Consider the following 14,268-nt stretch of genomic DNA (forward strand, 5'->3'; position numbering starts at 1 on the left):
TCATGCTGCTCACCAACCTGGCGATCCTCGTCCTGGCCGGCTTCGTCGGCTACGCGGTGATCTCGAAGGTCCCGAACACGCTGCACACGCCGCTGATGTCCGGCACGAACGCCATCCACGGCATCGTCGTGCTCGGCGGCATCGTCCTGCTGGTCAACGGCCTGGCGGACGGGTTCCTGAACAAGCTGCTGCTGGTCATCGCGGTCGCCTTCGGCACGATCAACGTCGTCGGCGGCTTCCTGGTCACCGACCGGATGCTCGAGATGTTCAAGGCGAAGCCGAAGGAGCAGGTCGAGGCCGGAGGTGAGGACGCCTGATGCTCGCATCGACCTTCCTCACGTCGGCGGACTTCCGCTACGTCCTCTACATCGTCTCGTTCTCCCTGTTCATCTACGGGTTGAGCGGTCTCACCGGTCCGAAGACCGCGGTCCAGGGCAACCGGATCGCGGCGGTCGGCATGGCGATCGCGATCATCGCGACGCTGCTGGTCCCGGACGTCAACAACATCGTGTTGATCATCCTGGGCGTCGCGATCGGCACCGCGGTGGGTGTCCCGGCGGCGCGTCAGGTCAAGATGACCCAGATGCCGCAGATGGTCGCGCTGTTCAACGGCGTGGGCGGCGGCGCGGTCGCGCTGATCGCGTGGGTCGAGTTCCGTGAGTCCGGCGGGTTCGCCGACGTGCCGACCTACGTGGCGATCTTCTCGTGCTTCGCGGCGATCGTCGGGTCCGTGTCGTTCTGGGGCTCGAACATCGCGTTCGCCAAGCTCCAGGAGCTGATCGACGGCAAGCCGGTCAAGCCGTTCGGCTCCGCGCAGGTGCTGGTCAACGGCGCGCTGCTGGCGGTCGCGGTGGCGTGTGGGATCGCGATCGTCGCGGGCTCGCACTCCGAGGGCCTGATCATCGTGCTGCTGGTCGCCGCGGCGATCGTCGGCAACTTCCTCGTGCTGCCGATCGGCGGCGCGGACATGCCGGTCGTGATCTCGACGCTGAACGCGTTCACGGGCCTGAGCGCGGCGGCGACGGGCATCGCGCTCAACAACACGTCGTTGATCGTCGCGGGCATGATCGTCGGCGCGTCCGGCACGCTGCTCACGCAGCAGATGGCCGTGGCGATGAACCGGACGATCACGTCGGTGCTGCTCGGCGGCTTCGGCGGCGAGACGACCGCGGCGGCCGGCGTGGCCGGCGCGTCGGGGACGGTGCGCTCGACGAGCGCGTCGGACGTGGCGATCCAGATGGCCTACGCGCGCCAGGTCGTCGTCGTCCCGGGCTACGGCATGGCGGTCTCGCAGGCTCAGCACGCGGTCCGCGAGATGGCGAAGCTGCTGGAGGCCAAGGGCGTCGAGGTCAAGTACGCGATCCACCCGGTCGCGGGCCGCATGCCGGGGCACATGAACGTGCTGCTCGCCGAGGCCGACGTGCCCTACGAGCAGCTCAAGGAGATGGACGACATCAACGGTGAGTTCAACCGCACCGACGTGTCGCTCGTCATCGGCGCCAACGACGTCACCAACCCGGACGCGCGCAACAAGCCCGACTCGCCGATCTACGGCATGCCGATCCTCAACGTGGACGAGTCCGCGTCGGTCGTCGTGCTCAAGCGATCGATGTCGTCCGGGTATGCGGGCATCGACAACCCGCTGTTCGTGAACCCCAAGACGTCGATGCTGTTCGGCGACGCCAAGGGCTCGGTGGCGGACATCACCGAGGAGCTGAAGGCGCTCTAGCAGCGCCCGGATTGCCGGTCCGGCGCCGACTGCGGCGCCGGGCCTCTTTCCCTGCAGAGGGGTTCGGGGTAGCCTGGACGGTGTGAGCGCGCTGCCGCTCGAAGTCAAGGCCGTCGTGGCCATCGTGCTCGTCCTTTCCGTCGCCCGGGCGTTCCTCGGGGTGCCGGCACGCCGCGCCCACGACCGGCTGGCCCGCACGCTCGTCGGCCTGTCGATCTGCCTGTACGTCCTGGCCGGTGAGGCGCTGCTGGAGAACCAGGACGGCATGGCGGGCGCGTTCGTCATCTGCGGCGTCGAGGCGCTGTGCCTCGCCGCGTGGGTCGCGCGCCGCCGCGACGACGACGACGGCTGGGACGACGACGGCGGCGGTGGCGGCGACGGTCCCGACGACGACGGCCCGATGCCGATCGACTGGGACGCGTTCGACCGCGCCCGCGACGGCTGGCGCCCGCGCGAGCCGATCGCTTAGCGCGGACACCCGGACGTCAAGCCTTCCGGGGCGCCGGCCGACCTCCTGGGGAGGATGGTCGCCGCCCTCAAGAAGAAGAAGCCGAAGGCCAGGGCGCACAGGAAGGCGGCCGTCAGGGTCAAGAAGACGTGCAGGGTCGTGACCAGGAAGGTCCACGGCAGGAAGAAGCGCGTCAAGGTCTGCACGCCGGTCAGGGCCAGGAAGAAGCCGGCCGCCAGGAGGCCCGCTGCGGCGAGGAGGCCCGCCGCCGTTTCCGGGATCGGCGCCAGGGCGCCCGCCGCCGCGGTCGTCGCGCCCGCGAGCGCGCCGCCGGTCTCGCAGGCGCCGGTGCCGGTCTTCGCGACGCCCGCGACCGAGCAGCAGATGGAGCGGCTGCTGTGGCGCGCCGGGTTCGGCCCCACGCCGGGGCAGGCCGCGCAGCTCACGACGCGGTCGCTGGCCGACGTCGTGCTGTCGCTCACGCGCCCGTCCGGCGCCGCGAACCTCACCGGCCCCGCGCCACGCGACGAGAACGGCGACGCGCTCGCGCCCTACGACGCCTGGGGCCACGACCACCTGTCCTGGATGGACCGCATGATCCGCAGCGACCAGCCGCTGGTCGAGCGGATGGCGCTGGTCTGGCACGACTGGTTCGCGACGTCGCTGGAGGGCGGGCCATCGCAGCGCCAGATGCTCGACCAGATCGACCTGTTCCGGGCCAAGGGCCTCGGCTCGTTCGACGACCTGCTGACGTCGGTGACCGTCGACCCGGCGATGTTGTTGTGGTTGAACGGGACGTCCAACAACAAGTGGTCGCCGAACGAGAACTACGCGCGCGAGGTCATGGAGCTGTTCACGCTCGGCGCTGACCGCGGGGCCTACAGCGAGACCGACGTGCGCGAGATGGCGCGGGCGCTGACCGGGTTCCGGAACGACTGGAGCGCCGAGCTCGGCAACTACAACTTCCGCTACGACGCCTCGTACCACGACACGGGGTCCAAGACGATCTTCGGCCAGACCGGCGCGTTCACGTGGACCGACGCGGTCCGGCTGGTCGTCACGCACCCGCAGCACGCGTCGTTCTTCTGCACCAAGTTGTGGTCCTACTTCGTGCCGGTCGCGCCCGACGACGCGACGCTCGCGTCGCTGCAGGGCGTCTACCTCGGCTCGGGCCGGCAGATCCGGCCGGTCGTCGAGGCGATCCTGCAGCACCCGGCGTTCCTGTCGGGGCCGGAGATGGTGATCCCGCCGGTCGTCTTCAACGCGGGGCTGCTGCGCGCGCTCGGGCGCGGGATCGACACGACCGCGTGGTCGTGGCTGGCGGAGTTCACCGGCCAGCGGCTGCTGATGCCGCCGAACGTGGCGGGCTGGGACGACACGCGCTGGCTCGACACGTCCACGATGCGCGGGCGCTGGATGACGGCCAACTACGCGCTGATGCAGTCCACCGTGAACCCGTGGCCGGCGGGCGGCTCGACATACGACCCGGCCGAGGACGCCGCGACCGCGGTCACGCGCGCGATGGCCGCGTTGGGCAACCCGTCGGTCAGCGCGGAGACGCAGAGGGTGGTCGCGGACTTCGCGGTCGCCGCCGTCTCGCCGACCGCCAGGTCGTGGGAGCGGTCGCCGCATCGCGCGCTGCGCCAGAACGCGCTGCGGATGCTCATCACGACGTCTCCGGACTACCAGGTCAGTTAGGCACATCATGGACTCCTGCTCCTGCAACGACTTCACGCGGTCCCAGCTGCTGCGCGCCACCGCCGCGCGGGCGGGGGCGGGGCTGCCCGCGATCGAGCCGGGGATGCCGGACCCGGCCGGGACCGGCATGGCGCGGCGCGCGTTCCTGCTGCGCAGCGCGGGGCTGGCGCTGTCGGTCTACGGCGCGTCGAAGCTCGGCCTGGACCAGCTGGAGGCCGGCGTCGCGCAGGCGTCGGGGGCGGCCGGCCAGCCGGTGCTCGTCAACGTGTTCCTGCCGGGCGGGGTGGACTCGCTGTCGGTGCTCGCGCCGGTGGGCGACGCGAGGTACGCGACGTTGCGGCCGACGCTGAGGTTGGCGGCCGGCGCGGGGACGACGTTCGCGGAGGACACGCGACTGATGTGGCATCCGAAGGCGAGCGGGCTGGCGCAGCTGCACGCCGAGGGCAAGGTGTCGGTCTTCCCGGCGGTCGGCTACGACCATCCGGACCAGTCGCACTTCACCTCGCGCCACTTCTGGGAGGTCGGCGCGCTCGACACCGGCGGGACGCTGGGGTGGATGGGGCGGTACCTGGATGTCGTCGGCGATCCCGACAACCCGCTCCAGGGGATCGCGCTGGATGCGTCCTTGGCGCCGTCGCTGGCGTCGTCGCGGGTGCCGGTCGCGGCGATCGACCAGCCGTCGGACTACTCGTTCTGGGCCCAGGGTGTCGGCGATCCGGTCGCGGCGCCGCTCATGGACGCGTTCGGGAGGCTGGGCTCGATCGGCGGCGGGTCCGACGCGCTGGCGACGGCGCGGACGGTCGTGCGCCAGACCGACGGCGTGCGCCGGTCGCTGGGGTCGTTCGTGACCGCCGACGGCAGGCCGGGGTACACGTCGCCGGTCACCTACCCGACGGGGTCCGGGGACCTGGCCGCGCGGTTGGCCGCCTTGGGCGCGATGCTCGCCGCCGGGCTGCCGATCCGCTGCGTGGCGGTGCAGGGCGTGGGGTCGTACGACACGCACGCCGACCAGGCGGACACGTTGAGCACCAACTTGGGCAAGACGCTCGATGCGGTCGTGGCGTTCCAGCGCGACCTCGAGGCGCGCGGGCTCGCGGATCGGGTGCTGATCCAGGTGTGGTCGGAGTTCGGGCGGCGGCCGAGGGAGAACGGCTCCGGGACCGACCACGGCGCCGCGGGCTGCGCGTTCGTCGTCGGGACGCGGGCCAAGGGGACGATGGTCGGCGAGTTCCCGGGCCTGACGACCCTCGACGCGCAGAGCAACCTGCGCGCGACCAGCGACTTCCGCGGCATGTACTGCGCGCTGCTGGAGCAGTGGATGGGCGTGGACGCGGCGCAGATCATCCCGGGCGCGGCGAGCATCGCGCGACCGGTGCTGGTGAAGTAGATGAAGGCGTTGCTCGCGGCGCTGGCCATCCTGCTGCTTGCGGTCGTCCCGGCGGCGGAGGCGGCCGGCGCGAAGAGGCCGGCGCGCGTGACGTGCCACTGGGTCAAGGCCACCAAGAAGCACAGGCGCCACAAGGTCTGCGTCAAGGTCAAGGCCAAGAGCAAGACCACCAAGAAGCCCGCGTCGAGCACGCCGTCGGCGAAGAGGCCTGCGGCGAGCACGCCCGGGGCGAGCACCTCCGCGGGGACCGCCACGACGCCGGCGGCTGCCGCGACGCCCGCCGCACCGACTCCGGCCGTCGATCCCACCACCTCGCCCGCGGTCGTCGCGCCGCCGACGACTCCACCCACGTCAGACCCCGCGCCCGCGCCGCTCACCCGCCTCCAGACGACGGCGCGCGAGTGGTCGCTGACGCTGTCCCGGCCGACGATCGCCGCCGGGGCGCTGAGCCTCCAGCTCGTCAACGCCGGCGAAGACGCCCACGACCTCCACGTCCGGCCCGCCGCCGGCGGCGCCGACCTCCTGTCGGCGACCACCACCGCCTCCGGCGCGACCACCACGATCTCCGGCTCGCTCCTGGCCGGGACCTACACGCTCTACTGCTCGCTGCCCGGCCACGAAGCGGCCGGCATGCACGCGACGCTGACCGTCACGCCCTAGAGCCGCTCGGGCGGTCGCGGCGGCGGTGGGAGGTCGGGGTGGTGGCGGTGGCGGCTGCGGCCGTGGTGGTGGCGGCGGTGGTCGCCGCCGCCGAGCTCGGTCACCAGGCCGAGGACGAAGACGGCGGTCGGGAAGATCGGCCAGGGGAAGCCGCCGAAGTCGGTCGCGGCGTAGATGACCCACAGGAACGCCGGGATCGCGAGCGCCGAGACGATCCGCTCTCGCCGCCGTCGCCTCTGAGCGGCCAGGTCCACCGGCCTCGGCGGCGCCGGCAGATCGGCCTCGAGCCTGACGAGGTCACCCCGCGTCCTCGCGGCGTTGGCCGCAGCGGTCCGCTCCTCGAGCTCCTCCGCATCGAGCCGCCCCTCCCGGAAGTGCGCAGCCAACCGGTCGACCACCGCCGCCCGCTCCGCATCACCCACCCGCACATCCAGATCGCTCATCAGCGCCAGCCTAACTAGCCCGCTGTGCTTTTCCGGCGCGGCGAGACGGCCCGGGAAAAACAGCGGGGCGGGTGCCACCACGCGCCCGCCCCGCTCAATGCGAGACCCAACTCGGCGAAGGGTCGCGCAGTTGTCGCGCCGCGGTGAGCGGCGCGGGAAGTCACGCCGGGATCGGCGAAGGTTGTGGGTCGCCGGACTTGGCGGCCTCGACCTGCTCGCGCGAGTCGCGGGAGGAGATCAGGACCGCGGCGAAGAACGCGCCGGCCAGGGCGAAGCCCGTCGCGACGAGGAAGGCGGTCTGGAAGCCCTCGGTCAGCGCGTGCAACGCCGAGGCGCCGTCGGCGGCGACCGAGTCGGTGCGGTTGTTGGCGATCGACGACAGGATCGCCAGGCCGAGCGCGCCGCCGACCTGCTGCGACGTGTTGATCAGCCCGGACGCGAGCCCGGCCTCGTCGGGCTTGGTCCCGGTCACCGCGCCGATCGTCACGGCCACGAACGAGAGCCCGAGGCCGATCGCCGCCAGCAGCGACGGGAACAGCACGTCGCCGAGGTAGCTGCCGCCCGTCGACACGTGTGAGAACCAGTACAGCCCGGCGGCTACGAACAGCAGCCCCGCGATCAGCGTCGGCTTGAAGCCCAGCCGCGTCACGAGCTGCGAGGCGCCGCCCGCCGAGAAGATGATGAACAACGCCAGCGGCAGGTAGGCGAGGCCGGTCTTCAGCGCGCTGTAGCCCAGCACCTGCTGCAGGTAGAGCGAGATGAAGAAGAACATCGCGAACAGCGACATGCCGATCAGCAGGCCGACGACGTTGGACCCGCGCAGGGAGCGCAGGCGGAAGATCGAGAACGGCACCAGCGGCTGCTTGGACCGCTGCTCGACGACGACGAACGCCCCCAGCAGCAGCAGCGAGACCGCGCCGAGGCCGAGCGTCTGCGTCGAGGTCCAGCCCGCGTTGTTGGCGTCGACCAGCGCGTAGACGCCGAGCGCCAGGCCCGCGGTCACCGTGAACGCGCCGAGCAGGTCGAAGTGGCGCGTGGACTCCTCGTCGCGCGACTCCTTCAACAACCGCGGCGCGATCAGCGCGGCGCCGATGCCGATCGGCACGTTGACGAACAGCACCCACTCCCAGCCGGCCCACTGCGTGAGCATGCCGCCGAGCAGGACGCCCGCGGCGCCGCCCGAGCCCGCGACCGCACCCCAGACGCCGAGCGCCTTGTTGCGCTCCGCGCCCTCGGCGAACGTCGTGGTCACGATCGACAGCGCGGCGGGGGAGACCAGCGCGGCCCCGAGCCCCTGGACGCCGCGCGCGAGGATCAGCCAGATCTCGCTCTGCGCGAGGCCGCCGAGCAGCGACGCCAGCGAGAACAGGACCAGGCCCGCGATGAACATGCGCCGGCGACCGAGGAGGTCGGCCAGGCGCCCGCCCAGCAGCAGGAAGCCGCCGAACATCAAGGTGTAGGCGTTGACGACCCACGAGAGGTCGTCCTGGTTGAAGTCCAGCGCCTTGCCGATCGACGGCAGCGCGACGTTCACGATCGACGCGTCGAGGACGACGACGAACTGCGCGGTCGCGAGCAGCGCGAGCGCGAGCCACTTGTTGTCGGCCTTGGACGCCTGGGACTGGGGTGACGCGGATGACACGGGGAAGCGATCCTTTCGGGATCGTGTCTGCGGGGGAGAGAGCGAGTGCGAAGTGGGGAGCTCCGCGGGGTGTCGGAGACAATACGGAGACCCGGTTCCGGTTGTCAAGACCCGGCGCTACGATGCGGTCAGCTGATGACCTCGATGGAGGACAGACCGCTTCGGGCCGACGCGCGGCGCAACCGCGAGCGCATCGTCGACGCGGCGCGCGAGCTGTTCGCCGAGTGCGGCCACGGCACGCAGATGGACGACGTCGCCAAGCGCGCGCAGGTCGGCGTCGGGACCGTCTACCGCCACTTCCCGACCAAGACCGCGCTGATCGGCGAGCTGCTGGCGACGAAGTTCCGGGCCCACGCCGAGGCGGCGCGGCGCTGGGCCGCCGAGCGCCCCGACGACGCCTGGGCCTCCTTCGAGGGCTGGCTGCGCGAGTCGTTCTGCTCGATCGCCCAGGACGCGACGCTCCAGCAGCGCGTGACGTGGATCGACGACGAGGAGGTCCTCGCCGTCGCCGAGCCCGAGCGCCAGGCGCTGATCGCCGTCTGCGCCGAGCTGATCGCCCGCGCCCACGCGCAGGGGACCCTGCGCGCCGACTTCACCGTGGACGACATCCCGGCCGTGATGTGCGCGGTCGGCGCCGTGTTCGGCGCGACGTCGCTGCCGCCGAGCGGTCCTGAGCGCTTCGTCGAAGTGATCGTGGCGGGCCTGCGCGCTTCCTGAGAGGATCGCGTGATGGCCGAGGCCGGCGATCGCTTCCCGATGCCCGACGGCAGCGTCTACGTGGTGCGCTCGCCCGCGGCGGCCAGCGACGGCGCGTTCGTCGAGATGGACTTCATCCTGCCGTCGCACTGCGTGCCCCCGCCGCCGCACGTGCACCGCGAGCAGGTCGAGGAGTACGAGGTGCTGGAGGGCGCGCTCGACGTCGTGATCGACGGCGCGTGGACGACGTTGCGCGCCGGCGACCGCGCGAGCGTCCCGGTCGGCGCCGTCCACACGTTCGCCAACCGCAGCGGCACGACCGTGCGCGTGCGCAACTGGCACCGGCCGGCCAAGCGCTTCGAGGACTTCATCGCGCAGACGAGCGGGACGCTGGCGGCCCACGGCGTGACCCGGCGGCGCGATCCGCGCGTCTACCTGCTGCTGTCGCAGGTGATGCTCGACCACGCCGAGACGCTGGCGCCCGCGCGGCGGCGCGAGGCGCTGCCGATGCGGGCGATGGCCGCGGTCGCGCGACGGTTCTTGTAGGACTCGCTACTTCTCGTGCGCCGGCCGGTAGGCCGGGTCGTCCTGGTGGGCCTTGAAGAAGGCCACCATGTTGCCGACGTACTCCGGGAAGCGCGGGCAGCGCAGGCCGTTGCGGCCCAGGATGTCCGCCGCCTGGGCGGTGTCGAACGTCACCGGGTGGTTGAGGTAGCGGATCGACTCGCGCGGCGGCCCGCCGAACAGCTTGCGGATCGGCTTGAACTTCAGCGAGCGGTCCACGACGCCGGGCGGCAGCGGCAGCTTCGGCTCCTTGCCGGCGTACTCGACGGCCAGCAGGCGCGCCAGCTCGTGCGAGGAGACCGGCTCGGGGTCGACGAGGTGCAGCGTGTGGCCGACCGCCTCGTCGTCGCGCGAGCCCGCCGCGATCGCGTCGACGACGAAGTCGACCGGGACCACGTTGAACGACGCGTCGCCGCGGCCGATCTGCAGCAGCGGGCCCTTCGCGGCCTGGTAGGTGCGCAGCAGGTAGTAGGGGCCGTCGAACTTCTGCGTCTCGCCGGTCTGCGAGTCGCCGACCACGATCGCCGGGCGGTAGATCGTCGTCGGGATCGTGTCCATCGTCGCCCGGACCAGGACCTCGGCGGCGAACTTGGTCGACTCGTAGAAGTTCTTGAACGTCTGGCCCTTGGCGAGGTCGTCCTCGAGGACGAAGCCCGAGCGCGTGCCGGCCACGTAGGCGGTCGAGATGTAGTGGTGGCGCTCCAAGTTGGTGCACTTGGCGCAGAAGTCCAGGACGTGCTGGGTGCCTTCGACGTTGACGCGCTCGGCCAGCTCCTCGCCGACCGCGAGGTCGTAGACCGCGGCAAGGTGGAAGACCTTCACGACTTCTGCTGTGAGTCGCGCGTAGGTCCGCTCGTCCAGGCCGAGCCTGGCGTCGGTGATGTCGCCGGGCTGGATGTCGACGCCGTCGGGCGCCATCTGCTTGGCGCGCGCGACCATCCGCGGCTCCACGAGCGCGACGATCCGCGCCTCGTCGTCGTCTTCCAGCAGTCGCGGGACGAGCCGCCCGGCGAGGAAGCCGGGAAAGCCGGTCAGGAGGTAGGTCCGGGGCATGACCCGGGGGAACCTAGCCGTTCAGTCGAGTTCGCGAGTTCAGACGGTGGTCCGAGCGGGCCGGATCGTGGATGCCGGAGGCGATGCGCGCGGTGAGTCGTGCTGGTGGCCCGGCGATCCGCGCGCATCGGTTCCGGCGCCGCGAGACGGTTCGGTCGGGCCGCCGGCTTCTCGCGAGCTCGACCTAGTCGACCAGGCGTCGTTCCGCCGCCCAGCGGGAGAGCTCGTGGCGGGTCGAGAGCTGGAGCTTGCGCAGGACGGCGGAGACGTGGGCCTCGACGGTCTTGACCGAGATGCCGAGGCGCTGGGCGATCTCCTTGTAGAGGTAGCCGCGGGCGATGTGGCGCAGGACCTCGCGCTCGCGGGGCGTGAGCTGGTCGAGGTCGGCGTCGCTCGCCGCCGCGGCCGCCGGAGCGGCGGCGCCGGAGGAGAACGCGTCGAGCACGAAGCCGGCCAGGCGCGGGGAGAAGACCGCGTCGTCGTCCTGGACGCGGCGGATCGCGTCGGCCAGCTCGGCGGGCGCGATCGTCTTGGTCACGTAGCCGCGGGCGCCCGCCCGGATCACGGCGATCACGTCCTCGGGGTCGTCGCTGACGCTCAGCGCCAGGCACTTCGCGCCCGGCGCCTCGAGCGCCAGCCGGCGCAGGATCTCCACGCCCCCGCCGCCGGGGAGGTGGACGTCGAGCAGGACGACGTCCGGCGTTCGCTCGACCACCTCGCGGACCGCGCTGTCCACGTCGCCGGCCTCGCCGACCACCTCGACGAGCCCGTCGAGCTCGGCTCGGACGCCGGCGCGGAAGATCGCATGGTCGTCGACCAGGACGACCCGGGGAAGTTGTACGTCTTGCTCAGTCATCCAGCACCAGCTCCACTTCCGTGCCCGTTCCGGGCGTGCTGTGCACGGCGCCGTGGCCACCGTGCCGGGCCATCCGGCCCACGATCGACTCCTTCACTCCACGCCGATCATCGCCGACCGCGCCGACGTCGAAGCCGCTTCCGCGATCGCGCACGAACACCTCCGTGCGCCCGCCGGCGACCTCCATGAACAGCGCGATCGGCTCCTCGCTGCCGGAATGCCGGACCGCGTTGGCCAGCGCCTCGCGCGCCGCGGCGACCAGCGCCCGGTGGCGGTCGTCCAGCTCGTGGTCGCCGACGATCACGACCTCGACCGGGACGCCGTGTGCCTCCTCGACCTCGGCGGCCGCGGCGCGCAGCGCGTCGGCCAGGCACTCGTCGGGCCGCGCCTCGGGCGCGCCGCTCAGCCACGTGCGCAGCTCGCGCTCCTGCCTGCGCGCGAGCGTCGCGACCGCGCGCGGGTCGTCGGCGCGCTTCTGGACCAGCGCGAGCGTCTGGAGCACCGAGTCGTGCAGGTGCGCCGCGACCTCCGCCCGCTCCTGCGAGCGGATCCGGGCGGCACGCTCGTCGTTGATGTTGCGCACCAGGCGCAGCCAGAACGGCGCGAGCACGAGGCCCAGGCCGATCCCGACGACGACGACCGACAGCACCAGGTCGCGCGTGCCGCGCAGCGCGCCGTTGGCCTGGAGGAACAGCAGCACCGCGCCGACGACGAGCGCGATCCCGAAGCCGCCCTGGTAGATCGAGCGCAGCCGCTCCGGGATCCCGGAGCCGAGGACCATGCGCGCCTGCTCGTCGGCGGCGGTCTCGGCGTCCGACGGCTCGCCGGGCGCCGCCGCCGACGGCAGCGTGTCTTCTGCGCGCGGCGAGCGCGGCTCCGGCTCGACCGCGCCGCGGCGCCCGAGCGTCTGGCGCCACAGCAGCGCCAGGCCGGACGCGGCGAGCACGAGCGGCCACGTCACCGCGTCGCTCCACCAGAACCCCAGCTCGCGCACGGCGAGCAGCGCGCCCAGCGTGATGCAGCCGACGCCGAACGTGATCTGCCACGCGCCCGGCCGTGCCCGCAGCCGCTGGGCGATCGGCGGCGCGCCGTCGCTGGTCGGCATCAGCAGCAGGCCGGCGAGGTAGGCCGGGATGCCGATCCCGGACGCCGGGACCAGCACCAGCAGGACGATCCGGACGATGATCCGGTCGACGCCCATCCAGCGCCCGAGGCCCGCCGCGACGCCCGCGATGACCTTGTTGTCGAGGTCACGCTGCAGCGGCGGGCGGGCGCGCTTGGTGCTGGGCGCGGCGTCGCTCAAGCCGTCACGCCCCGTCCCGCTTGGCCAGCCCGCCGACGAGCAGCACGAGGCCGACGACGCACAGCACGAGCGGGGCGAGCGACCCGAAGTCGAGGTTCAGCGAGCCTGCCTGGTCGAGGAGGAGCACGGTTCCGAGGACGGCGATCGAGAGGCCGGAGATCAGGGTCGCGAGGTTGGGCCGGATCACACGCGCTCACCTGCGCAGCCGGCGCTCGCGAGCGTGGCGCCGATGTCGTCGGAGAGGCGGCGGTGGTGGCCGTGGTCCCAGCCGTCGCGGTTGTGGCGGACCTCGACCGCGCCGATGCCCATCCTCGCGTCGAGGACCAGGCGCCGCGCGCCCGGCGAGCGGGCGATCGTGCCGCGCTGGGTGTCGACGTCGGCGCCGCCGTCGTCGGTCCCGAGCACGCCGACGTAGCCGAGGCCCGTCTTGGCGTGCGACTGCACGCAGACGTCGTTCGGGACCAGGACCAGCGCGTGGCCGGTGCCGACGTCGACCTTCAGGTTGATGGTGTCGCCCTTGGGCCACTGCGTGTCGCGCAGGTCGACGACGAGCTCGCCGACGCCGAGGCGGTAGTCGGGCCGGACGTCGGCGATCGTCGCGGGCGAGTAGTTGCGGCTGCCGACGCCGTGGTGGACGTCGACACCCGCGGCGGTCACGACGCCGGCCGGGACCGCCAGCGCCAGCGCGGGGAGCGCCAGCCAGCGGGCGCGGCGGGCCTGGCCGTCCTGGAACGAGAGCGCGACCATCGCGACGCCGAGCACGACGACGACGATCGCGATCCCGGTCCCGCCGCCGGCCGCGGTGGCGATCGCGCCGCCGACCGCGAGCACGAGCACGCCGAGCACGATCCCGGACAGGATCAGCGCGGCGCCCGCGATCCGGGCGGCCGCCGGTTGGTTCTCACCGCGGTTGGCGAGCAGCCGTTGACCGGCGATCGCGAGGATCGCGACGACGACCAGGGTCGGGACCGCCGCGCCGAAGATCCAACCCGAGGACCAGCCGAAGCCGCCGTCGAGCAGCACGGCAGCACCGATCACGATGATCGCGGCGCCGGCGATCGTCGAGAAGCGGCCAGGCCGGCCTGCGATGGGGCGACCGCTGCCGTCGTCGTCCGGGACCAGCAGCAGCGCCGCGACGTAGGCGACCGCCGAGATGCCGCCCGCGAACAGCAGCGCGACCGCCGCGATCCGGACGATCAGCGGGTCGATGTTGAAGTACTTGGCGAGGCCGCTGCAGACGCCGCCGACGACGCGGTCGTCGCGGGAGCGCAGGAGGCGGCGCGGGGAGGAGCTGCCGCCTGCGGGTCCGTCGGTGCGCGGCGCGTCAGCATGCGGCGCCTGCGTCGTGGGCTGCTCGGCGGGGTCGGGCTCGGGGGAGGTGGGAGGGGTCGTGTCGGGCATGCCACCAAGATCGCCTGGCCCGCTCGCGCGCGCCATCGGGGATGACCCTAGAGCGGCTCGGGGATGTCCCCCAGGGGTTCCAGCTCGGCGGCCAGCGCGGCGTCGGGCCGGCCGGCCTCCAGGTAGCCGAGGATCCGCTCGGCGTGCTGGACCTCGAAGCGCGCCTCGAGCAGGCGGGAGAGCGTCGCGATCTCGCGCAGCAGCGCCAATCCCTCTACGAGTTCACGCGCGCGCACGTAGGCCCCGACGGTCCGAGATTCGCCCCCCTCCGGATCGTCGAAGAACCCCGCGCCGTCCACGCGGCGCACCGAGCCGCGGATCGCCGCGGCGTGGTGGTCCTCGGCGGGGTCGGCGACGAACAGGACGAGGTAGGCATCCGGCATGGCCT

General features: G+C 72.5%; 16 protein-coding genes. 8 read left to right on the forward strand and 8 right to left on the reverse strand.

Going from position 1 to position 14,268, the window contains the following annotated elements:
• Positions 1-2 precede the first annotated feature (2 nt).
• The 6 genes from H030_RS0117315 to H030_RS0117345 all read left to right on the forward strand — a co-directional run bounded on the left by H030_RS0117315 (position 3) and on the right by H030_RS0117345 (position 5,922).
• Positions 3-317, forward strand: a complete 315-nt coding sequence (locus H030_RS0117315; protein WP_027007037.1) for an NAD(P) transhydrogenase subunit alpha — start codon at positions 3-5, stop codon at positions 315-317.
• Positions 317-1,729 (forward strand): NAD(P)(+) transhydrogenase (Re/Si-specific) subunit beta, encoded by a 1,413-nt coding sequence (locus H030_RS0117320; protein ID WP_035127878.1) that lies wholly within the window; start codon positions 317-319, stop codon positions 1,727-1,729. Before H030_RS0117315 ends, H030_RS0117320 begins: the two co-directional genes overlap by 1 nt.
• Positions 1,730-1,811: 82 nt before the next feature.
• Positions 1,812-2,198, forward strand: coding sequence for a hypothetical protein (locus H030_RS0117325; protein WP_027007039.1), 387 nt, complete (start codon positions 1,812-1,814; stop codon positions 2,196-2,198).
• 54 nt (positions 2,199-2,252) lie between these two features.
• Positions 2,253-3,875, forward strand: a complete 1,623-nt coding sequence (locus H030_RS37380; protein ID WP_081690895.1) for a DUF1800 domain-containing protein — start codon at positions 2,253-2,255, stop codon at positions 3,873-3,875.
• Positions 3,876-3,882: 7 nt separating this feature from the next.
• The gene (locus H030_RS0117340; protein ID WP_027007041.1) at positions 3,883-5,262 is read left to right on the forward strand and encodes a DUF1501 domain-containing protein; all 1,380 of its coding nucleotides are present in this window, start codon (positions 3,883-3,885) and stop codon (positions 5,260-5,262) included.
• Positions 5,263-5,922 (forward strand): plastocyanin/azurin family copper-binding protein, encoded by a 660-nt coding sequence (locus tag H030_RS0117345; RefSeq protein ID WP_027007042.1) that lies wholly within the window; start codon positions 5,263-5,265, stop codon positions 5,920-5,922.
• On the opposite strand, the gene H030_RS39770 is transcribed toward H030_RS0117345, so the two are convergent.
• Both H030_RS39770 and H030_RS33040 read right to left on the reverse strand, forming a co-directional pair.
• Positions 5,919-6,365, reverse strand: a complete 447-nt coding sequence (locus H030_RS39770) for a DUF1707 SHOCT-like domain-containing protein (RefSeq protein WP_081690896.1) — start codon at positions 6,363-6,365, stop codon at positions 5,919-5,921. The two genes, H030_RS0117345 and H030_RS39770, sit on opposite strands and share 4 nt — an antisense overlap.
• A gap of 160 nt (positions 6,366-6,525) precedes the next feature.
• Positions 6,526-8,007: an MFS transporter gene (locus tag H030_RS33040; RefSeq protein ID WP_035127880.1), complete on the reverse strand. Its 1,482-nt coding sequence runs from the start codon at positions 8,005-8,007 to the stop codon at positions 6,526-6,528.
• Between the two features lie 144 nt (positions 8,008-8,151).
• Here H030_RS33040 and H030_RS37390 point away from each other — a divergent pair, with 144 nt between their 5' ends.
• Together H030_RS37390 and H030_RS37395 are read left to right on the forward strand one after the other, a co-directional pair.
• Positions 8,152-8,724, forward strand: a complete 573-nt coding sequence (locus tag H030_RS37390; protein WP_196809172.1) for a TetR/AcrR family transcriptional regulator — start codon at positions 8,152-8,154, stop codon at positions 8,722-8,724.
• A gap of 12 nt (positions 8,725-8,736) precedes the next feature.
• The gene (locus tag H030_RS37395; RefSeq protein WP_051222994.1) at positions 8,737-9,249 is read left to right on the forward strand and encodes a cupin domain-containing protein; all 513 of its coding nucleotides are present in this window, start codon (positions 8,737-8,739) and stop codon (positions 9,247-9,249) included.
• A 6-nt stretch (positions 9,250-9,255) separates the two neighbouring features.
• Here the strand turns inward: H030_RS37395 and H030_RS0117370 are convergent, their stop codons facing one another.
• From H030_RS0117370 to H030_RS39775, 6 genes are all read right to left on the reverse strand, one after another.
• The gene (locus H030_RS0117370; RefSeq protein ID WP_027007043.1) at positions 9,256-10,320 is read right to left on the reverse strand and encodes an SDR family oxidoreductase; all 1,065 of its coding nucleotides are present in this window, start codon (positions 10,318-10,320) and stop codon (positions 9,256-9,258) included.
• A gap of 184 nt (positions 10,321-10,504) precedes the next feature.
• Positions 10,505-11,176 (reverse strand): response regulator, encoded by a 672-nt coding sequence (locus tag H030_RS0117375; protein WP_027007044.1) that lies wholly within the window; start codon positions 11,174-11,176, stop codon positions 10,505-10,507.
• Entirely contained in the window at positions 11,169-12,479 is a 1,311-nt protein-coding gene (locus tag H030_RS0117380; RefSeq protein WP_027007045.1) for an ATP-binding protein, read from the reverse strand. Before H030_RS0117380 ends, H030_RS0117375 begins: the two co-directional genes overlap by 8 nt.
• 4 nt (positions 12,480-12,483) lie before the next feature.
• On the reverse strand, positions 12,484-12,666 hold the full coding sequence (locus H030_RS0117385; protein ID WP_027007046.1) for a hypothetical protein: 183 nt from the start codon (positions 12,664-12,666) through the stop codon (positions 12,484-12,486).
• Entirely contained in the window at positions 12,663-13,880 is a 1,218-nt protein-coding gene (locus H030_RS33055) for a PspC domain-containing protein (RefSeq protein WP_035127882.1), read from the reverse strand. The genes H030_RS0117385 and H030_RS33055 overlap by 4 nt, the downstream gene beginning before the upstream one ends.
• A 47-nt stretch (positions 13,881-13,927) precedes the next feature.
• Complete coding sequence (locus H030_RS39775; protein WP_027007047.1) at positions 13,928-14,263, reverse strand: hypothetical protein; 336 nt, start codon at positions 14,261-14,263, stop codon at positions 13,928-13,930.
• Positions 14,264-14,268: the final 5 nt, after the last annotated feature.

This window comes from Conexibacter woesei Iso977N, from assembly GCF_000424625.1.
GTDB lineage: Bacteria > Actinomycetota > Thermoleophilia > Solirubrobacterales > Solirubrobacteraceae > Baekduia > Baekduia woesei_A.